At 36.8% G+C, this 22741-nt stretch carries 17 protein-coding genes; 1 reads left to right on the top strand and 16 read right to left on the bottom strand.

Features of this window, described 5'->3' with window-relative positions; all coding sequences use genetic code 11:
• Positions 1-29 precede the first annotated feature (29 nt).
• The 10 genes from glgA to parE all read right to left on the bottom strand — a co-directional run bounded on the left by glgA (position 30) and on the right by parE (position 15627).
• Positions 30-1460 carry a glycogen synthase GlgA gene (gene glgA, locus ACFO3L_RS09295; protein WP_379966431.1) on the bottom strand — a complete coding sequence of 477 codons (1431 nt, stop codon included), beginning with the start codon at positions 1458-1460 and terminating at the stop codon, positions 30-32.
• A gap of 4 nt (positions 1461-1464) precedes the next feature.
• A complete protein-coding gene (gene glgD / locus ACFO3L_RS09290) occupies positions 1465-2604 on the bottom strand; it encodes a glucose-1-phosphate adenylyltransferase subunit GlgD (protein WP_379966428.1) in 1140 nt (379 codons plus the stop codon).
• Positions 2591-3736, bottom strand: a complete 1146-nt coding sequence (locus tag ACFO3L_RS09285) for a glucose-1-phosphate adenylyltransferase (RefSeq protein ID WP_379966513.1) — start codon at positions 3734-3736, stop codon at positions 2591-2593. Before ACFO3L_RS09285 ends, glgD begins: the two co-directional genes overlap by 14 nt.
• Before the next feature lie 26 nt (positions 3737-3762).
• On the bottom strand, positions 3763-5676 hold the full coding sequence (gene glgB / locus ACFO3L_RS09280; RefSeq protein ID WP_379966425.1) for a 1,4-alpha-glucan branching protein GlgB: 1914 nt from the start codon (positions 5674-5676) through the stop codon (positions 3763-3765).
• Between the two features lie 142 nt (positions 5677-5818).
• Positions 5819-6643 (bottom strand): DUF1803 domain-containing protein, encoded by an 825-nt coding sequence (locus ACFO3L_RS09275; RefSeq protein ID WP_379966422.1) that lies wholly within the window; start codon positions 6641-6643, stop codon positions 5819-5821.
• 80 nt (positions 6644-6723) lie between these two features.
• Positions 6724-7650 (bottom strand): manganese-dependent inorganic pyrophosphatase, encoded by a 927-nt coding sequence (locus ACFO3L_RS09270; protein WP_379966419.1) that lies wholly within the window; start codon positions 7648-7650, stop codon positions 6724-6726.
• Between the two features lie 113 nt (positions 7651-7763).
• On the bottom strand, positions 7764-8531 hold the full coding sequence (gene pflA / locus ACFO3L_RS09265) for a pyruvate formate-lyase-activating protein (RefSeq protein ID WP_379966416.1): 768 nt from the start codon (positions 8529-8531) through the stop codon (positions 7764-7766).
• A 70-nt stretch (positions 8532-8601) separates the two neighbouring features.
• Complete coding sequence (gene pflB, locus ACFO3L_RS09260; RefSeq protein ID WP_379966413.1) at positions 8602-10881, bottom strand: formate C-acetyltransferase; 2280 nt, start codon at positions 10879-10881, stop codon at positions 8602-8604.
• Between the two features lie 279 nt (positions 10882-11160).
• Positions 11161-13617, bottom strand: a complete 2457-nt coding sequence (gene parC / locus ACFO3L_RS09255; RefSeq protein ID WP_379966410.1) for a DNA topoisomerase IV subunit A — start codon at positions 13615-13617, stop codon at positions 11161-11163.
• Positions 13618-13629: 12 nt separating this feature from the next.
• Positions 13630-15627: a DNA topoisomerase IV subunit B gene (parE, locus tag ACFO3L_RS09250; RefSeq protein WP_379966407.1), complete on the bottom strand. Its 1998-nt coding sequence runs from the start codon at positions 15625-15627 to the stop codon at positions 13630-13632.
• A 180-nt stretch (positions 15628-15807) separates the two neighbouring features.
• Here parE and plsY point away from each other — a divergent pair, with 180 nt between their 5' ends.
• A complete protein-coding gene (gene plsY, locus ACFO3L_RS09245) occupies positions 15808-16440 on the top strand; it encodes a glycerol-3-phosphate 1-O-acyltransferase PlsY (protein WP_379966404.1) in 633 nt (210 codons plus the stop codon).
• Between the two features lie 49 nt (positions 16441-16489).
• On the opposite strand, the gene ACFO3L_RS09240 is transcribed toward plsY, so the two are convergent.
• The 6 genes from ACFO3L_RS09240 to ACFO3L_RS09215 form a co-directional block, all read right to left on the bottom strand.
• Positions 16490-17365: an aldose 1-epimerase family protein gene (locus tag ACFO3L_RS09240; RefSeq protein ID WP_379966401.1), complete on the bottom strand. Its 876-nt coding sequence runs from the start codon at positions 17363-17365 to the stop codon at positions 16490-16492.
• Between the two features lie 22 nt (positions 17366-17387).
• Positions 17388-18173, bottom strand: coding sequence for a GTP-sensing pleiotropic transcriptional regulator CodY (gene codY, locus ACFO3L_RS09235; protein WP_379966398.1), 786 nt, complete (start codon positions 18171-18173; stop codon positions 17388-17390).
• A 17-nt stretch (positions 18174-18190) separates the two neighbouring features.
• Positions 18191-19588, bottom strand: a complete 1398-nt coding sequence (gene hslU, locus ACFO3L_RS09230; protein WP_379966395.1) for an ATP-dependent protease ATPase subunit HslU — start codon at positions 19586-19588, stop codon at positions 18191-18193.
• Positions 19589-19590: 2 nt separating this feature from the next.
• On the bottom strand, positions 19591-20136 hold the full coding sequence (gene hslV, locus ACFO3L_RS09225; RefSeq protein WP_379966392.1) for an ATP-dependent protease subunit HslV: 546 nt from the start codon (positions 20134-20136) through the stop codon (positions 19591-19593).
• Between the two features lie 34 nt (positions 20137-20170).
• Positions 20171-21073 carry a tyrosine recombinase XerC gene (xerC, locus tag ACFO3L_RS09220; protein WP_379966389.1) on the bottom strand — a complete coding sequence of 301 codons (903 nt, stop codon included), beginning with the start codon at positions 21071-21073 and terminating at the stop codon, positions 20171-20173.
• Between the two features lie 247 nt (positions 21074-21320).
• Positions 21321-22739, bottom strand: coding sequence for a flotillin family protein (locus ACFO3L_RS09215; RefSeq protein WP_379966386.1), 1419 nt, complete (start codon positions 22737-22739; stop codon positions 21321-21323).
• Positions 22740-22741: the final 2 nt, after the last annotated feature.

The following is a 22741-nucleotide window of genomic DNA, read 5'->3' as shown; positions in this document are numbered from 1 at the left end:
AGTTCAAGCTGTCTTCTTTTCATTTATTTCTATAACAGCCGATTATATAGATCAATATAATTTTGGCAACTTGTCTCCCAACTAAAATCAGTTGTCATAGCCGCTTGTTGCAGTTTTTCCCAAACATTTGGCGAATCGTGATAAACTTGTAAGCCTTGCTTTACCGCTTCGGTTAAATAAAACCCTCTAAATTGTTCAAAACCAAACCCTGTTCCTTGATTGGTGATTGGATTGAATGGTCTAACCGAATCTTTTAAACCACCAATTTCATGAACTACGGGTAATGTTCCGTACCGCATCGCAATCATTTGCGATAGCCCACAAGGTTCAAAAGCAGACGGCATTAAGAATAAATCAGAACCTGCATAAATTTTTTGAGCTAAGGTGACATCAAAAGTAATTTTAGCTGCAGCTTTTTCTGGATAACGGGCGACAATTTTCCGAAAGGCCTCTTCAAAACGCGGATCGCCGGTTCCAAGCAAGACAAATTGCACATCAAATTGCAATAGATGTTCCAGTTCTTCCAACAATAAATGGAATCCTTTTTGATACGTGAGCCGACTAACAACCGAAAGCAGTGGAACTTTCGAATTTTCAGGCAATCCCATTAACTTTTGTAATGCAACTTTATTTAACGCTTTTCCAGTTAAATCAGCTGCGTCAAAAGGTGCCACCAATGCTGGATCGTCGCTAGGGTTATTCATTTCATAGTCAATCCCATTTAAAATGCCAGATAGCTTTTGATTTTCCATTCTGAGAATCTCTTCTAATCCGGCACCAAATTCAGCCGTTTTGATTTCTTCCGCATAGGATGGACTCACCGTATTGATATGATTGGCATAAGCAATACCAGACTTCATAAAGTTCAATTGATTGTGCCAGCGAATCGCCCCTTCATCATAACGACGCTGACCGACACCAAACAAATCACCTAACATCTCTGGTCCATATTGCCCTTGAAACTCAATGTTATGGATGGTTAGAACCGTCCGGATAGCTTGATAATTATCAACCCAATGATATTTTTCTTTCAATAAAAATGGAATCATTGCTGTATGATAGTCATTCACATGTAGAATATCTGGAATAAAGGCAATTTTTCCCATCATTTCAATCACTGCTAACTGGAAGAAAGCGAAACGTTCAGCATCATCATCGTATCCGTAAATTCGGTCTCGGCCAAAATAATACAAATTATCAATAAAGTAATAGCGAACGCCTTGAAAATCTAACCGTTTGATTCCACAATATTGTTTACGCCAGCCTACTTCTAGCGTAAATGCTGTTACATCTTGACATTCGTTTTTAAAGCGTTCAGGAATAAAAGTAAAATAGGGCAATACAACAATCGTCTCAATCCCTTTTTTTTGTAATGCTTTGGGCAAAGCACCAGCAACGTCACCTAGGCCACCCGTTTTAAAAAATGGCGCACATTCAAAAGCCGTGTAAAGTAGTTTCATACTGCTATCCTCCAATGATGTTTCTTGTAACGTGTTTGCCTTTTGCTACTACTACCGGATTTTCCGGAGTTCCTTCAATACGAATACCTGGATCAACAATGACATTTTTATCTAAGATCGCATAAGCGACCGTTGCCCCCTCGTGAATAACGTTACTTGAAAAGATAATTGAATGATTGACTTTAGCATTCTTATAAATATGTGTTCCACGACTAATTAAGGAGTTCTCCACTTCGCCTTCAATTGTACATCCCGTTGCTAATTGGCTATTGCTAATATTCGATGTCTTACTATAGTAAGTTGGAACATCATCTTTCATTTTTGTGTAGATTTTTTGACTAGAATAAAATAATGAGTTGAATTTTTTTACATCCAACATGTCCATATTCGCTTGGTAATACGAAGGAATATCATAAATATTCGTCAAGTAACCTGTAAACTCATAAGCTGCGGTATTTTGTCCAATTGATTCTCTCAATAGATTTTCAATACTCCCAACAGCCCCTGCTGCAATCCTTTTTTTAAGCAACTCAATCAAATGATTCGATTTAATAACATAAATATCGGTACATAAATTGACTAGTTCGCTTGGTTCCACCGTACTTACTGAAGCTTTTTCAACTACGACATTATCCATATCCATTCTTAGTAAAAGATCAGAAGAATGCAACTTTTCCTTTGGTACTCTTTTATAAACAACCGTTAAATCAGCGTTTTTTTGGCGATGAATGGCTTGTATCGCTCGTAAATCAATATTACATACAAATTTACTGCCCATATAAACAACATATTCTGATTTTGATTTGAGTAAATAATCAATGATTAATTCATAATAACTACGATTATTATCAGCACGACGAATATAATCTTGATAAATATGAATGAAAAAGCGGTTTTTTACACCATCTAAGTTCCATTCTCGCCCGCCTCCGATATGATCAAAGACAGAACGAGTCTCACCTTCATTAAAAACCATAAAAACAGATAGAATATTCGCATTGGCGACATTTGATAAATTAAAATCAATCAACCGATATTTACTAGAAAAAGGCAATGTCGCAATTGGGCGATCCTTTATTAATGGTAATAGTTCATCATACCGATGAATGTTTCCGATTAAAGCACACATACTATTGGTCTTCATTTTTTGTCACTCCAATCACTTCAGAATAACCGACAACAGCAATTTCATCGCTGCCATCAATTGTTGCATTATCACCTATAATCGCATCTTCCCCAACAATGACGCGATTTAAAGAAACTTTTTTTCCAATCGTTGCACCTGACATAATGACACAATCTGTGATAATAGATCCTTCTTTTACCTGGACATCTTCCGACAAAATACTATGCTGGATTGCACCAGCAATGTAACAACCATCTGATACGAGTGAATCTTTAACTGAACCAGTCGCTGTTATAAAATGCGGTGGACAAATCCGATTTTTAGAATAGACCCGCCAACTTTTGTCTCGAATATTTAATGGCATATCTAAATCTAAAAACTCCATATTGGCTTCCCATAAAGAATCAATCGTTCCCACATCTTTCCAATATCCTTGAAAACGATAGGCGATAACATTCGCACCACTAGATAAATAAGCCGGAATCACATCTTTACCAAAATCTTCCATTTTGTTATCCATCGCATAATTACTAACGAGCGTTTCTCTTAACCGTCCCCAATTAAAAATATAAATCCCCATTGAAGCTAAATTACTCTTAGGATGCTCTGGTTTTTCTTCGAACTCAATGATTCGATCGTATTCATCGGTATTCATAATTCCAAAGCGAGATGCTTCTTTCAACGGTACTTCAATCACAGCAACAGAAAGGGCCGCATTATTTTTTTTATGATTCTCAAGCATCTCTTCATAATCCATCTTATAAATATGGTCACCGGATAAGATTAAGACATACTGTGGATTTAATTCATCAATGTAATCAATGTTTTGATAAATTGCGTGGGCCGTTCCTTCAAACCATTTACTTCCTTCTGCGCTGAAATATGGTTGTAAAATAGTTACACCTGAATTAATCCCATTTAATCCCCAGTTTACACCATTTCCAATATGAGAATTTAAAGCTAAAGGTTGGTACTGGGTCACGACACCGACGTTACTAATTCCTGAATTGGCACAATTACTTAACGTAAAATCAATAATTCGGTAACGTCCTCCAAAAGGTACAGCTGGTTTTGCGATGTGTTTCGTTAGTTTTCCTAATCGTGTTCCTTGTCCTCCTGCTAGAATCATTCCAATCATTTCGTTTTTCATCGTCACAAGTTGCAATCAAAATTTGACTACAACTCCTTCCCCCCTTTCACTGTTGAATTTCGTGTTGTTTTATTCATTGGTTTAAAATATAAAATGCCTAATGCAGGTACATTGATCTTAATTTGGTACGTAAAGTCCTTAAATTCTTCCTCTATCGTTGATTGAACGCCATTCCCTTTTTCCCATGTTCCCCCAAAATCAACCATTTCTGTATTCAAAATTTCCTGATATTCCCCTTCATATGGAACACCTACTTTAAAGTTAAGACGTTCCGTTGGCACTAAATTCACTACCACAACTAGAAAGTCTTTTTTTCGAGTCCCTTGGCGAATAAAGGATAAAATCGATTGTTCTGGATCATCTGCAACCCAGCGAATGGTCGATGGTGAATAATCGGTTTCCCATAAAGAACGCTCTTCTTTATAAAGTTGATTCAAATGCGTAGTATATCTTTGCATGTGTTGATTAAGCGAATCGTTTAAGTCAACCCATTCTAAGCCGTGATCATATTTCCACTCTAAAAATTGCCCCCACTCACTTCCCATAAATAAGAGTTTCTTGCCCGGATGTGCATACATAAAAGCATACAAATTACGCAAATGAGCAAATTGATTGTAACGATCCCCCCACATTTTGTGCATTAAACTTTTTTTTCCATGGACTACTTCATCATGCGATAAAGCGAGTAAATAATTTTCATTAAATAAATACATAAATGAAAAAGTGACTAAATTAAAATGATGCTTCCGATAAATGGGATCCATTTGATAAAAACGTAACAAATCGTTCATCCATCCCATATTCCATTTATAATCAAACCCCAGAGCACCCGTTTCGATGGGTCCAGTAATTTGTGTATGTGAAGTACTTTCTTCTGCAATCAATAAGACATTCGGATGTGCTTGTTTTAAGACAGACGTTAGCTTTTGTAAGAAATAATACCCTTCAAAATTCCGATTGCCACCTTCATGATTAGGCGTCCATGGGCCATCATCATAATCCAAATAAAGCATATTTGAGACAGCATCAACACGAATACCATCAATATGGAATGTATCGATCCAATATAAAGCACTTGAAATCAAGAAGCTTTGAACTTGTGGTTTACCTAAATCAAAATTATGAACACCCCATCGATAATTCTTCGCTCGATTTGCGTCCTCATATTCAAAAGTTGGCGTACCATCATAGTACGGTAATGTATCCTCATTCGAACAAAAATGTCCTGGAACCCAGTCAACGATTACCCCAATGTTAGCCAAATGACAGGCTTCTACAAAGTCTTGAAACTCTTCTGGTGTTCCATAATAGGAAGATAGCGCAAAGAAACCCGTTAACTGGTACCCCCAGGAAGCTCCTAAAGGATGTTCCATCAATGGCATAAATTCGATATGCGTATATTTCATTTTCTGCACATAAGGGAGTAACGTATCTTTCAGTTCCTTAAATGTATACGGTTGACCATTTTCGTTTTGCTTCCAAGAGCTCGCATGAACTTCATAAATATTAATCGGTCGTTTAAAATGATCACTTCGCCTTTGTCGACCACGCCATAGATTATCGCGCCATTTTTTTGGCGTAGGAATTTGAACAATAGCCGCGGTGCCTGGCCTTTTTTCAAAACGTGTAGCAAATGGATCGAGTTTCATTATTTGACTCCCATCGGCACGTTGCACATTAAACTTATACAAATCGCCTACCTTTGGAATACTTGTCGTAACTTCCCAAATTCCTGATTCTTCATCCTTTTCCATATCCAAAGTATTTTGCCATTCATTAAAATCACCAACAAGCCAGATCATTTGCGCATGGGGGGCCCAAACACGAAACGTAAATCGGTCACCTATTTGTTGTATACCAAGAATCTGCTGTGCATAAAAATTTTCACCCGTTAAAAACTTTTTAACTTCCTTCTCATCACTTTTTCTTTGTATTTCCATAACACCCCTCCTTCGTTTCTACTGCTCCTCATTTCTCTTTTGTGATACTAACTACATTATAACACGTTTCTAATTAAATTCTTATCGTTTTTTTACCAAAAACAAAACAAAAAAAGAGGCCCTTTTTAAAAAAGAGTCCTCATTATTTTTTTATCATCACTGTTTTATTGAATAATTCTAAATCTGTTACAAGTTTGGTTAACACTTGTCTTTTATGTAAAGGCGATAGCATTTCGTAGCTAGGAATCAATAAATTAATCGCATCTACATCGGCTTCTTCAATCACCGCAACTGTTAAAATCCACTTTTCGTCGAATACCACATAACCAAACTCCTCAAGTGCTGTTAAAAAAATACTCTTACGGATACGTTCTCCACGCATTATTTTTTCAATAATGACAAATATTTGATCTAGAAAGTATACAGGATCGACATCTCCTAGTAATTTATCCAAATTGCTAAATTCCAGTCTTGTCATTTGAAGTTTTTGGTATTTAAAAAAATTCGGTAAATTGTAAGCCCACAGATCATTTGTAAAAGAAATTACCTTGAGCAGATCTGATTCTACTGTCTCGGCGTAAACAACAGGTATATCTTCTGTTAGAATAATTGGGGTTTCAAAATCAATTGCTTGATACAATGATTCAATCATTATCATTTTTTGAACATTTGGAAAGTTTACCATACCTAAAACGAAGTCCGAAGCTACTTGATCGACTTCTTGGTTAAATGATTGATTAACCACTGCTAGATTTAAATAGTAACGTTTATTTTCTCGTAAAATTACTTGCTCTTTGATTGAATCATCGAGTATTTTCTCGATTTTCGGATGAGCAATTTTTTCTTTTATTTTACGCAAAGTTGGTGCTTCTGCGCTAGTTTCCATGAATACAAGTAATTCTTGAAAGACCGTATTTTGCAAAAGTGCTTGTAATTTTTGATTTGCTTCATTCACTAAAATTTTCATTTTTATCTCCTACTAAAAAATAAAAGCACTTATTGTCCAAACGAAGAATTATTCGCTTCAAAACAATAAGTGCTTGTTTTTTAATTAAAACTTTCAGTTAATTGAGGGACCACTTGTTTTTTACGAGAGACAACTCCTGGTAAGAACGCACGATTATTCGTTAATGTTGTTGCAAAAGCTTGTTCAACATTTGAGACAGGTTCGCCGATTACGAGTAATTCAGAATCACTAGCTAAGATATCAGTTGCAATTAATAAAAACAAGTCGTAATTTTTTTCTTGATTTTCTTTCGCCATGACTGTTTCTAGTTCTGCCTGACGATCAAACACTTCATTTAAATCAACCGTATTGACTTGCGCAACACGGACCACTTTATCACCCATTGTAAAACTCTTCGCATCCAAATCAATTAATGTTTCAACTGATTTATCACTTAAATTTGTTCCTGCCTTTAACATCGCTAAACCATAGACTTCAATATTTACTTGAGCAATTTCAGCCAATTCATTCGCTGCTGCAACGTCTTCTGGTGTGCATGTTGGCGATTTAAATAATAATGTATCTGAAATAATCGCTGATAACATCATTCCGGCCACCGCTTGTGGGACTTCAACGCTCGCTTCTTTATAAAGCTTTAAGACGATTGTACTCGTACAGCCTACAGGTTCACAACGGTAATATAACGGATTGGCTGTTTCAAAGTTGGCGATACGATGATGATCAACCACCGCCAAAATATTTAATTCTGCAATATCAGAAACACTTTGTTGAAATTCATTGTGATCGACTAACATCACATCTGAAGTTTCATCTTTTACAGAAGCAACTACTCTAGGAGCTTCTAATTTAAAATAATCTAAAGCGTATTGTGTTTCTTCACTTGGTGTTCCTAAAGCAACTGCTTCCGCTTCTTTTCCTAATGTTTGTTGTAAGTTCGCATATGCGATTGCTGCCCCAATGGCATCCGTATCAGGATTTTGGTGACCAAAAACTAAAATTTTTGACATGATTCTCGCTCCATTCTTTGCAATTCAACATTAATAATAGCAAATTATTTTAGATAATACTATACGTATCCATAAAAAACAACCTTTTCAAAAAGAGAAAAGGTTGTATGAACTTAACGAGTTAGATAACCTTGGTAGTCTTCAACATGCAATAATTTTTTAGCATTTTCGACACGAGGATTGGTTGGCGGCTCAATTCCTTCTAGTGGGTATTTTAAGCCCAACTCAGCCCATTTATAACGGCCCATTGTGTGATACGGTAAGACTTCTACTTTATCAACATTATCCAACGTTTTAATAAACGCATCTAAGCGAATTAAAAATTCATCGTAATCTGTTTTAGTTGGTACTAAGACGTGACGAATCCAAACAGGTTGTTTAATTTCAGATAAGTACTGTGCCATTTCTAAAATATTATCATTTGTTTGTGTCGTTAACTCTCTATGCCCTTGACTATCAATATGCTTAATATCAAATAAAAGCAAATCAGTATATGACATCAATTCGGTAAATTTAGAGAAAAATGGTTCTTCTCTTGTAAAGGGTTTCCCACATGTATCAATCGTTGTGTTAATTCCTAAAGCTTTTGCTTTTTTGAACAAGTCAATTAGAAAGTCCAATTGTAATAATGGTTCACCACCACTAACGGTAATTCCACCGTCTTTCCCCCAGTATGGACGATATTTCAATGCTTCTGCTAAAACATCATCGGCTGAACGAACCGATGCTTTTGGATCATTAATTTTCCAAGTATCTGGATTATGACAAAATTGGCAGCGCATGCGACAGCCTTGCGTAAACACAATAAAGCGTACACCAGGTCCGTCAACCGTACCAAAACTTTCCGTAGAATGAACCGTCCCCATAACTGGAGTTGTCATAACAATCTCTCCCCTTCTATTTACAAAAAGGGTGATCAGCTAAGGCTGTCACCCTTCCTTATTACACTAATTATAACTTATCGTGTGAAGTTCTTGCAATAACGTCTGCTTGTTGTTCAGGAGTTAAATCACGGAATTTAACAGCGTATCCAGAAACACGAATTGTTAAGTTTGGATATTTTTCAGGATGTTTTTGTGCATCCAATAATAATTCATTTGTAAACACGTTCACGTTTAAGTGGTAACCACCGTTGTCAAAGTATCCATCCATTACGTTTCGTAAGTTTGCGATACGAGTATCTTCATCTTTACCTAAGCCGTTTGGATTAATTGTTTGAGTGTTTGAAATACCATCTAAAGCGTGTTTGTATTCTAAACGAGCTGTTGAGTTTAATGATGCTAATAGACCATTTTTCTCACCTAAGAATTTGCCATCTTGGTAACTTGGGTTCGCACCTGGTGCTAATGGTTTACCTGCACGACGGCCATCTGGTGTATTACCAGTCGCTTTACCGTAAACAACGTTTGAAGTAATTGTTAATAATGATGTTGTTGGTGTAGAGTTACGGTATGTGTGTTGGCGTTTAATTTGTGTCATGAAGTAGTCTAAAATCCAGTTCGCCATTGCATCTGCCTCTTTATTGTCGTTACCATATGTTGGGAATTCATTTTGTGGTACATAATCGATTGCCATGCCATCTTCGTCACGAATTACTTTTACGTTACCATGTTTGATTGCCATTACGCTATCAGCCGCATGTGAAATACCTGCAATACCTGTTGCGAAAGTACGTTTTAAGTCACTATCCATTAAAGCTAATTGTGCTGCTTCATAAGCGTATTTATCGTGCATGTAATGAATAACGTTTAATGTATTTACATACAATTCTGCTAACCAGTCCATGATATCTTTGAAGCGCTCCATGAATTCGTTATAATCTAATGATTCGCCTTCCATTGGACGGAATTTAGGGGCAACTTGCATTTTTGTTTTTTCATCAACGCCACCGTTGATAGCGTAAAGAACTGCTTTCGCAAGGTTTGCACGAGCTCCGAAGAATTGCATATCTTTACCCATTACTGTTGCAGATACACAACATGCAATTGCACAGTCATCTGATCCCCAGTTAGCGCGTAGTAAATCGTCATTTTCAAATTGGATTGATGAACTTTCTTTTGCAATTTTAGCGGCGAATGTTCTGAATCCTTCTGGTAAATGAGATGAATATAAAACAGTTAAGTTTGGTTCTGGTGAAGGTCCCATGTTTGTTAATGTATGTAAGATACGGAAATCATTTTTTGTAACTAATGAACGACCGTCTATTCCCATACCAGCAATTGATAATGTTGCCCAAATTGGATAACCAGAGAATAATTGGTTGTATTCAGGTGTACGAGCAAATTTAACCATACGTAATTTCATGATTAAATGATCGATTAATTCTTGTGCTTCAAACTCAGTAATTACGCCCTTTTCTAAATCGCGTTGAATATAAATATCTAAGAAAGCAGAAATACGTCCGATTGACATTGCGGCACCATTTTGTGCTTTAATCGCACCTAAGTAACCGAAGTATAACCATTGAACTGCTTCTTGTGCATTTTCAGCTGGACGTGAAATATCAAATCCGTAAGAGGCTGCCATTTTTTTCAAGTCATTTAAAGCACGATATTGTTCTGAGATTTCTTCACGTAAACGAATAACATCGTCAGTCATTACTTTGTTACCAGTATTATCATGATCTTTTTTCTTTTGTTCCATCAAGAAATCAATACCGTATAACGCAATACGACGGTAATCACCGATGATACGTCCACGTCCGTAAGCATCTGGTAAACCTGTAATAATTTTGTTTTTACGTGCTAAACGCATTTCTGGTGTGTAAGCATCGAAAACACCTTGGTTATGTGTTTTACGGTAGTCAGTAAAGATTTTTTGCATTTCTTCATCAACTTCATAGCCGTTTGATACTAATGCACCATTAGCCATGTTGATACCGCCGAATGGTTGAAATGCTTGTTTCAATGGTACGTCTGTTTGTAAACCAACAATTTTTTCTTCTTCTTTAATTAAATATCCTGGTGCATGTGAAGTTAATGTTGCAGGATTATTTGTATCCATATCATAAACACCATTGCGTTCATGTTGAACCTCAAATAATTCTTGTAACTTTGTCCATAATTTGTCGGTACTTGGTGCGATACCTTCTAAGAAACTATCGTCTCCACGGTACTCTGTGTAGTTTGCTTGAATAAATCCGCGAGTGTCAACTTCTGACTCCCACAAACCGCCTTTAAAACCTTCCCATGCTTTGTTTAAATTCTCTACATTTTTTACTTCAGATGACATAATAATGGTCCTCCTTATTTTCTGTTCTCTTATGTAACAGCTTTACGTGAATAGTATAACACAAAAAAGCGTTTTTGCAAGACAATAAATAAATTTCATTGAGCAAATTTAGTTTATCTGCGAATAAATCGACTTTAACAGTTGATTTAAAAGGATTTTCACTTGTGATAATTTTATAAAATAGTTCGTGAATAAAATAATAAAGGTTGCACGAAATAAAAAAACAGGCCTCTCTGTATTGATACAGATCGAGCCTGTTTCGCTGTTTAATTATAACAGTTAATCATTTTCTAATTGAGAAAAACTGTCCATGTAACGAACCTCACTGATTTCGCCACCTGATTTTTCATCAAGAATAAAACTACCGTTTGATGTCCGATCAGCAATCGGGAAATCATTGGTATGTAACGTTTTTTCTTCTCCTTTTTGATTTTGAACAAGATAGGTTTGATTTTCCCCTAATCCCATAAAGAAAATACGATGTGGATTGCTCTTTAATTGTCGTAAAATCATTTGTCCACGTTTAGCGCGTCCCATTTGCGGGATTTCTTGCGCTAACATGCGCTTAACGGCTCCTCGTTGACTAATGATCACGATTGGTGAATCTCCTTCGGAATAAACAACTAGACCGTTCACAACGAAATCATTTTCTTTTAGATTCATCGATTTCACTCCAGCAGCCCTTGCACCTACGATTGGTACTTCTTGTACTGCATAACGTAAGCCATAAGCTTGATGGCTTGCTAAGAAAACATCGAGTGCTTCATTTGGATCAATTAAAAAGACATCAACAATTTCATCGGTTGGAGTTTTTAAGGTCATACAGACTTGAGCACGGCTTCTATAGGTTCTTCCTGGAGCAAAATCAAGACAATTCGTTTGTTTGATCCAACCTTCGCGACTAATAAACAAGAATGTTTTATCAGTAGGTAACTCTTTAAAATCAAAGACGGCTAAAATCTCTTCGTTCGATAAAGTCGTAGTGATTGTTTGTGACAGATGCTCACCTAATTCTTTCCAACGAACTTCTGGTAATTCATGGACTGGACGGTAAATGATATTACCTTTCGTTGTGACTAGATATAAATGATCTAACGTGTTCAACTGTTTGGCAAATAAGACTTCATCGCCATCCTTCATTCCCAATTCAATTGGTTTTGAGGCTTGGTACGAACGTAAACTACTGCGCTTCAAATAGCCTTCCTTGGTAATCGTCACAATGACTTCTTCCGGAATAATAAGCACTTCCGTTTCAATGACAATTTCTTCAATTTCAGCTTCAATTTCTGTTTTACGAGGATTACCGTACTGCTTTTTGATGTCGCGTAATTCTTTTTTCAAGACTTTTAATAGTTCTGAATCTTCTGCAACAATTTTTGACAGCTCTTCAATTCGCTCAGCCAACTCTTTCGCTTCTGCACGTAATTGCGTAATATCTGTATTCGTTAAACGGTACAATTGTAACATAACAATCGCTTCTGCTTGTTCTTCAGTAAATTGATGTTGTAAAATCAATTGCTCTTTGGCGTCTTTTTTATCTTTACTTTGGCGGATTGTAACAATGACTTCATCTAAAATCGATAAAGCCTTCATCAAACCATCAACGATGTGTTGACGTTTTTTCGCTTTAGCCAAGTCAAAATGCGTCCGCTTTAAGACGACTTCACGTCGATGTAAAATGTAGCTTTCTAAAATGCGTTTTAACCCCACTTGACGGGGATGCATTTCATCAATCGCGACCATATTGAAGTTATAATTGACTTGTAAATCGGTATTTTTAAATAAATAATTTAAAATACCTTCTGCATTGGCTTCTTTTTTTAATTCAACGACGATTCTTAAGCCCGTCCGATCGGTTTCATCACGGACTTCACTAATCCCATCGATTTTTTTATTTAGACGAATCTCATCCATTTTTTTAACAAGATTGGCTTTATTGACTTCATAAGGAATTTCCTCAACGACAATTTGTTGTCGGCCACCCTTAATGTCTTCAAATTTTGTTTTAGAACGTAAGATAACTTTTCCTTTGCCAGTCTCATAGGCTTTTCTAATTTCTTCTTTTCCTTGCAAAATACCACCCGTTGGAAAATCTGGTCCTGGGATAAAATCCATTAATTTTTCAATGGAAGCATTGGGATGATCAATAAGATAGATGGTGCCATCGATAATTTCTGCCAAGTTGTGAGTTGGGATTTCGGTTGCATAACCTGCAGAAATCCCCGTTGAGCCATTGACTAGTAAATTTGGATATTGTGTCGGCAATACAACCGGTTCTTTCTCCGTATCATCAAAATTCCAAACCAGGTCAACCGTATCTTTTTCGATATCTTTTAGCATTTCACCACTTAATTTTGAAAGACGGGCCTCCGTATAACGCATCGCCGCAGCCGGATCACCATCCATACTTCCATTATTCCCGTGCATTTCAATTAGAACTTCGCGAAGTTTCCAATCTTGACTCATCCGGACCATTGCTTCGTAAATACTACTGTCTCCATGCGGGTGATAATTCCCCATAATATTGCCGACTGATTTTGCTGATTTTCTAAAGCCTTTATCAAAAGTATTCCCATCTTTGTGCATCGCATACAATATACGACGTTGAACGGGTTTTAACCCATCTCGAATATCGGGCAAAGCACGTTCTTGAATAATATATTTTGAATAGCGTCCAAAGCGATCACCCATCACTTCTTCTAACGTTAACTCTTGAATATTTTGTTGTTCAGCCATTAGTGATCTCTCCTACTCTTCAATTAATTCACTTTCAGTTACTGTTGCTGGGCGATTGGCTTCTTTATCCAAAATACCAACCGAATCTTCTAAAGTAAATTGGACGTTATTTTCAATCCATTTACGACGGGGCGGTACTTTATCCCCCATTAGAGTTGTTACACGACGTTCAGCCTGTGCGGCGTCATCAATCCAGACGCGGATTAAAGTCCGTGTTTCTGGATCCATTGTCGTCTCCCAAAGTTGATCAGCATTCATCTCACCCAAACCTTTATAACGTTGAATCATGTAGCCACGACCAATTTTTTGAATTTTTTCTTGCAATTCATCTTCGGTCCATGCGTACTCAATGACTTCTTTTTTACCTGTCCCTTTTGAAACTTTATAAAGCGGTGGTAAAGCAATATAGACTTTACCTTCTTCAATTAGTGGTTTCATATAACGATAGAAGAATGTTAATAATAAAACTTGAATGTGGGCACCATCGGTATCCGCATCGGTCATAATAATCACTTTATCATAATTACAATCCTCAATTGAAAACTCTGGACCCACGCCAGCACCAATTGTATAAATCATTGTATTAATTTCTTCATTTTTTAAGATGTCTTGCATTTTTGCTTTTTCAGTATTAATCACTTTACCTCGTAAAGGTAAAATTGCTTGGAATTTTCGATCGCGTCCTTGTTTCGCGGAACCACCGGCAGAATCGCCTTCGACTAAGTACAATTCATTCTTTTTAGGATTACGAGATTGCGCGGGTGTCAGTTTTCCAGAAAGTAGAGACTCGCCTTTTTTACGTTTCTTACCGTTTCGGCTTTCCTCACGGGCTTTACGTGCTGCTTCACGGGCTTCGCGGGCTTTCAAAGCTTTACGAATCAACATTTGACTCGTTTCACTATTTTCAAGTAAATAATACCCTAACTGTTCACTCACAATTTGTTCGACAATACTACGAGCAATTGGTGTTCCTAATTTTTCCTTCGTCTGACCTTCAAATTGTAATAAATTTTCTGGCACACGAATCGAGAGAATGGCCGCTAACCCTTCGCGGAAATCACTGCCTTCTAGATTCTTATCCTTGTCTTTTAATAAATTTACTTTTCGAGCATATTCATTAAACGCTTTTGTTAAAGCTGTTTTCATACCGACTTCATGTGTGCCACCATCTCTTGTACGCACATTATTAACAAATGAAAGTAAATTGTCAGAGAAACCATCATTGTATTGAATCGCAACTTCGACTTCAATGCCTTCTTTTTCACCTGAAAAATACATAATTGGTGTTAAGCTGTCTTTTTCTTCATTCAAATAGGCAACAAAAGCTGAAATTCCTTCATCATAATGGAAGAGCTCTTCAACTTTTTCACTTTCACGTAAATCAATTAAATTAATTTTTACCCCTTTTAATAAAAAAGCGGACTCTCTTAATCGTTCTGCGAGTGTATCATATGAAAATTTAGTCACTGAAAAAATACTTTTATCCGGTAAAAACTGAACTTTTGTTCCATTCGCTCGTTTTGTTTTACCAACTTTTTTTAATTTCCCGTCTGGTTTTCCACCATCTTTAAAATTTTGTAAATACTCAATACCATCACGATAAATTGAAACGGTCAACCAACGGGAGAGAGCATTTACCACACTGGCACCAACACCATGCAAACCACCAGATGTCTTGTAGCCACCTTGACCAAATTTTCCACCAGCATGCAAGACAGTAAAAATAACCTCAACGGTCGAAACACCCGATTTGTGCATTCCTACAGGCATTCCACGACCATAATCTTCAACGCTAATACTATTGTCTTTATGTAGCACAACTTCAATTTGATTGCCGTAACCCGATAAAACTTCATCAACGGCATTATCAACAATTTCATAAACTAAATGGTGCAAACCACGACTATCTGTTGAACCGATATACATTCCTGGTCTTTTTCGAACAGCTTCTAACCCTTCCAATACTTGGATTGAAGCATCATTATATTCTGTTAAATTCTTTTTTACCAAAGCAAACGCTCCTTTGTCTATAAAATCACTCGAATCATTATACATCATAATACCTATAATTCGCAAAAAGATTTCAGTATAATTTTTCCGATTCCTTTTTCTAACTTCTGAAGAAATGGATTGTTGAAAGTGTTTTTTCGTGCTAAGATTAGACTAGATTTTTTTAGAAAGTGAGTTATTATGAAAATTATTTTATTTCTTTTTATCGCATATCTTCTAGGATCCATTCCTTCTGGGGTCTGGATTGGTCAACTATTCTTCAAAAAAGATATTCGCCAATTTGGCAGCGGCAATACGGGTACCACCAATACTTTTCGTGTTTTAGGCAAACAGGCCGGCACCATTGTTTTATTTATGGATATTTTAAAAGGGACGCTTGCAACTTCACTACCATTTATTTTTCATTTAGATAATATTAACCCTCTATGGTTTGGTTGCGCAGCTATTTTAGGCCACACCTTCCCTATTTTCGCCCGTTTTAAAGGTGGGAAAGCGGTCGCAACAAGTGCTGGGATGCTCTTAGCTTATAATCCAGTTTTCTTTTTCTTCTCTGTCTTATTGTTTATTATCCTTTTATTTGTAACAAGTATGGTCAGTCTTTCAAGCATGGTTGCCGCAGTAATTATTACCTTAGCAACTGTCTTGGCACCTCAAATTGCACCTTTTATTTTACCGAAACAAGATTGGTTGCTAACGGTGATTGCCATCTGCGTTTCAACCTTTATCATTTATCGCCACAAAGATAATATTTCACGGATAAAAAACGGCACAGAGAGTAGAGTACCCTTTGGTTTAAATCAAATAAAAAAATAAAGAAACGTTGAGTAATGGATACTAAACATCCGTTTACTCAACGTTTTGTTTATTTGACTGTGATTGCGTATTTTGACAAAAACTCTTCATTCGTTGCTAGTTTTTGAATGCCAAATTTCTGACTCAGTTCCCCACTAGCATCGACTGTATCCGCAATTCCTGACCAAGGTTCAATACAAATAAAAGGAGCTTCTTTGCCATAAGGCGACCAAATGCCTACGAATGGCAAGTTATTATAAGATAATGTAATACTGTGTGGCGACTTGTCGCTAAAAATTGAAAATGAATTCAAACCAATCGTTTCATAGATTAACGCATCATTGTTAAATAAATCACGCGTAAAAGCGATGGAGGCATTCGTTTGTCCCAATGTGCGATTATCTAAATCAATGTATGGTCCAACTAACGGTATTTGAATCCGAGACTTCATCGGCGATGTTTTTAAATAATAATCTTCAAAAGTCAAACCCTCTTCTAAAGGTACGTTGAAAGCGGGATGTCCGCCAATTGAAAAATACATTTCCTCATCGGATTCATTCACAACACGATAGGCGGTTGTAATCCCGTCACCGCCAAGTTGATAAGAAATAAATAACTGAAAATCAAAGGGGTAAATCGCCTTGGTTTCTTCGTCACTTTTTAAAACAAATGTCACTTCATCTGGTTTTTTCTCAACGAGCGCAAATTCCATATCACGAGCAAAACCATGTTGTCCCATTTTATACGTTTTCCCTTGATGTGTATATTGCTGATCTTTTAAAGAGCCAACGACTGGAAATAAGACGGGTGCATGACGTCCCCAAAATTCTGGATCACCATGCCATAGATACTCAATTTTATGTTCTTTGCTGTATAAGGACTGCAATTCTGCACCATATGAATCAATTGTTGCTTGTAAATAGTCTGTTTCAATTACTACTTTCATTCTCAAACCCCCTCACATGTTCTTAAGCTTTATTTAACTCTTCTTTAAAGCGATGATTTAGCACTTTTAAGTATGTCCCTTTCATTCCTAAAGAACGTGACTCAATGATACCTGCAGACTCTAGTTTGCGCAAGGCATTAACAATCACAGAACGGGTGATTCCAATTTCATCAGCAATATTAGAAGCCGTTAAACGTCCCTCATCACCATCTAGCGCTTTAAAAATCGCTTGAACAGCTATAAGTTCACTGTAGGACAATGTACTAATTGCCATTTGAACAGCTGTTGTACTACGCACCGCGTCTTCAATGTTTCTTGATTGTTGGTATAAAATTTGCATCCCAACTACAGTCGCACTATACTCAGCTAACACTAATGCGTCATTATCAAATGATTGATCAATCCTCGACAAAATAATTGTTCCTAAACGAGAGCCTGCTCCATAAATTGGCACGACTGTCGTAACCCCATTTGGATAAATTTCGCGCGTCTCGACTGGAAAAGCGGTTAAATCGTTGGTGATTGGAATATTGGCTTCGGTACTCAACAAACGGTCAGCCATATCCGTATAGACTTCAGGAAATTGTTTTTCGATAAACATATTTTTCACACGATCATTATTGACATCATGTTTTTCGTTAAATCCTAACAAAGTACCATCTTTACTAATAATATAAGCGTTACTGTTCAAAATATCCCCTAAAATAATCGCCATTTTATCATAAGGCAAATCCGTTGCTAAATCAAAAGTATTCTTTTGTTGTAGCAACTCATTAATTTGTCTAGTCTTTTCTAAAAGTGTACTCATTTTTACTCCCCCATTGATTAAAGTATGTAGCGACTTAAATCTTCATTTTTAGCAATTGCAGCTAACTTTTCATCAACATAGGCTTCCGTAATTGTAATCTCAGCCAGTTGAATTTCTGACGCTTCAAACAACAAGTCTTCTAAAAGTTTTTCCAAAATGGTATGTAGGCGACGAGCACCAATATTATCAGTATCACGGTTGACTTGAAACGCCATTTCCGCAATACGCTCGATAGCTTCCAAAGTAAAGGTAATTTTAATTCCTTCGGTTCCAAGTAAAGCAATATATTGTTTTACGAGTGCGTTGTTTGGTTCTTTTAAAATCTTTACAAAGTCAGCAGCCGTTAAATCATCCAATTCCACACGAATCGGAAAACGACCTTGTAATTCAGGAATTAAGTCACTTGGTTTGGATAAATGAAAGGCTCCTGAAGCGATAAATAAAATATGATCCGTATGAATGGCACCATATTTAGTATTTACTTGCGAACCTTCAACAATTGGCAAGATATCACGTTGTACTCCTTCACGTGAGACTTCACCTGATTGTTGCGATTTTGAAGTAATTTTATCGATTTCATCAATAAAAATGATTCCACTTGATTCCGCGAGACGGAGTGCTTCGCTATTGATATCGGAATCATTGACCATTTTTGAAGATTCCTCTTGAATTAATAATTCACGAGCTTCCTTCACAGTTACTGTGCGCTCAATTTTTTTACGCGGTTTTAAAGCACCTAGTGTTTCATTAATATCAATTCCCATTTGTTCTAAACCGTTATTCATTGATGGTGCATTAATTTTTGGTTCATCGATTTCAATCGTAACTTCCCGCGTATCGAGCATGCCTTTTTCAAGTTGTTCATAAATTGATTGTCGATTACTACGAATTTCATCCGTTAACTCTTCTTTAGCTTCTTCCGGCTGTTGCACTTGATTGAACATCGTCATCATTTGTTCGTAAGGGTTAACTGATTTTTTTTGCTCCTTACGAATACCTGGTACAAGGACTTTGGCTAGGCGACGGTTCGCTTTTTTTTCTGCCCGAACACGTACACGTGAAAATTGCTCTTTTTGCACAATTTGAATCGCATGCTCCACTAGATCACGAACCATTGATTCAACATCACGGCCGACATAACCTACTTCAGTAAATTTTGTTGCTTCCACTTTAACAAATGGCGCTTGAACAATTTTGGCTAAACGACGCGCGATTTCTGTTTTCCCAACCCCTGTTGGCCCAATCATTAAAATATTTTTAGGTGTTACTTCTTGTTGCATCTCTTCGTCAAGCTGTAGACGACGGTAGCGATTGCGTAGGGCAACGGCAACTGATTTTTTTGCAGCTTCTTGACCAATAATATAGCGGTCTAATTCCGCAACAATTTCCTTTGGTGAAATATTTTGATTCATCATAATTAAAATTCCTCCACAATAATATTATGGTTTGTAAAGACACAGATGTCCGCTGCGACATTTAAAGCATTTTTAGCAATTTGACTAGCCGTTAACCCATCTGCTCCATATTGCTTCATCGAACGAGCGGCTGCTAATGCATAATTACCACCTGAACCAATCGCTAAAATGCCATCATCTGGTGCAATCACTTCACCTGTTCCTGAAACAAGCAACATTTCTTTGTCATTCATCACAATTAACATCGCTTCTAATTTTTGCATGGATTGTTTTGTCCGCCATTCTTGCGCCAACTCGACCGCTGCTCTTTGCAAGTTACCGTTGTATTCATTTAATTTTTCTTCAAATTTACCTTCTAAAGTGAAAGCATCTGCTACACTGCCGGCAAAACCGACAACGACTTGATCGTTATAAATACGACGAACTTTTTTAGCCGTGCCTTTCATCACAATTTGTTCTCCCATTGTCACTTGACCATCACCGGCCATTGCAAATTGGCCATCTTTTTCAATAGCACAAATAGTTGTTGAATGAAATTCTGGTTTCATAACTTTTGCTCCTTTATATTTCATCTTCTCCAAATTAAGCTCTTGGATGAAATTGTCGATAATTTTTTTGTAAACTTTCTTTTGTCACATGCGTATAAATCTGGGTCGTCGATAAATTCTCATGCCCTAATAATTCTTGAACGGTTCGCATGTCGGCACCATTATTTAACAAATGTGTGGCAAATGTATGCCGTAATTTATGAGGGTTAATTTGTAAATCCAAACTCCCTTTTTTAATTACTTGATTTAAAACATAGGAAATCCCTTTTGCTGTCAGTTGTTCGCCTAGATGATTGACAAAAACATAATCATGCTTCGCTTGATGTTGTGTCATCAATTCTCTTCGACCAGCTTCCATATACGTCAACAACGCCTTCTTGGTGGCTTCGTTAAAAGGGACATAACGTTCTTTGTTGCCTTTACCAATGATGCGCAGTACCGAAAGATTAAAGTCCACCATCGATAAAGTTAACTCGCTACATTCGCTTACACGTAATCCAGAACCGTAAAGAATTTCAAGTAAGGCTCGATTCCTTTGCTCGAGCGGTTCATTGCCTTGTACACTTTGTATCAACATCTCCATTTCTTTTTCATAAAAAAAATGGGGCAAACGCTGATTTTGTTTCTTTAGATGCACATAACTGAAGGGATTTTCAGAGAGAACTTCTTGCCGTAATAAATACTGATAAAAAGAACGCAAACTCGCCATTTTACGATTAATCGTATTGCGACTATATTTTTTTTCATTCGTTAAGAAACCTAAATAGATTCGAACATCACGATAGTCAACCGATAAGTAAGACTCATTACCCGTTTCTGCTAGAAATAATTGATAGTCATGAATGTCCTTTTCATAAGCAATGCGTGTTTTATCAGAATAGCCCCGTTCTACAATCAAATAACGCATAAATTCTTGTACCCAATCTCGTGTTATCATTTGCGTCCTCCATCCTAATCATTCTACAGATTAGCATAGCAAATAAAAAATTTCAAATGAATTGTCAGAATTTAAGCAATTTTTTCAACTTTGGACACATTTAATTCATCTTCTCCTCATAATTGTTCCAAATGCTTGATATAACACATTTTTCATGAAATTTTTTAAATGCTTTCAATAAAAAATAGTTGTCGATTTTACTAGTTTAAAGTAATTTCGACAACTATTTTACGAACTTTTCGTGCATTTATTCGGCAAATCTTTCAGACGATTGCCCCCTCTGTTCAACAGCAGCAACGAGTTCTTTATTCCCCTGTTTTACAGCCATTGACTCATTAATTAATTGAACCAAATCAAGACCGGTTGTCTCCTTAATCGTTTCAAAAGTCCGAGCTAAACCCGCTTCACCCATTTCATGGACATCACCTGAACTACCAAAACTTACAATCTTATCAATATTGCTAATTGGTGCGTTAACCTCTTTAGCAATGGCTGGTAAAACTTTAATAAACTCGATTAAAATACCGGCTTCGTTTAATTTTTGTAGAGCAACCGCCATTTTTTCTTGACTCTCAGCTTCAGCTTGTCCGACTTTGGCAATCCGTTGCGCATCGGCTTGACCTAACTTCGCAATCCGTTCTGCTTCGGCTTCAGCCGCCAAGCGAACTTTAGCTGCTTCAGCTTCTGCTTTAGCAATTTCTCTAGCTTTTTCAGCCAAAGCATTTTGTTCTACCACATACTTATCCGCTTCCGCCCGTTTTCTTAAAGTAGCTGTCAATTCTTTTTCAGCAAGTTCCGCTTGTTTTGCTTGAATTTCAATATTCTTTTCTTGTTCAATTAATTGAACTTTCATTTGTTCTCCTGTAGCGATTTGTTCTGCAATCGCATCGGCAACTTCTTGCTCTTGTTTATATTGCGCTTGTTTTAAAGCCATATCTTTATTGGCTTCAGCTATTTCGGTTCTACGTTGAATCTCTTCTTGTTGTGCCAACTGTTCATTGGCCGCTTGACGAATTCTTGTTTCACGTAAGGCATTTGATTCAGCAACTTCCGCATTCTTTTTCACTTCAGCAATTTGTGGACGACCGAGTGCATCTAAATAGCCGTTTGGATCGGTTACATCTTTAATTGTAAATGAAACTATCTCTAATCCCATTTTGCTTAAATCCGTCGAAGCCACTTGTTGAACTTGCTCAGCAAAATCATCACGGTTACGATAGATGGCTTCAACAGTCATTGTCCCTAAAATCGCTCTTAAATGTCCTTCTAAGACTTCTCTAGCTTCATCTTCAAGTTCCATCGTTGTTTTACCTAAGTACTGTTCAGCTGCTGTTTTAATCGATTCTTCGCTATTTCCAACTTTTACTAAAACCGTTGCACTGGCTAAAATTGGAACCCCTTGTTCGGTATAAACTTCAGGTGTACCGATTTCAAGTTTATGCGTCAACAAACTTAGTTTATGTGCTTTTTGGACAATTGGAATAACAAAAGTACCACTATTTTTTAAAATCTTTATGCCTTCTTTACCTAAAAACGAACCTGTAACAATCAGTGCTTCGTCCGGCTTTCCAATTCGGTAACGAGCCATTAGAAAAGCTAACAAAGCTATAATTAATACAATTGCCCAAAAAAATACATTTTCTAACAAACCAAAGATTTGAAACATTT

The sequence above is a fragment of the Enterococcus eurekensis genome (assembly GCF_042654605.1).
Taxonomy (GTDB): domain Bacteria; phylum Bacillota; class Bacilli; order Lactobacillales; family Enterococcaceae; genus Enterococcus_I; species Enterococcus_I eurekensis.
This window is presented reverse-complemented; position numbering and strand designations above follow the sequence as displayed.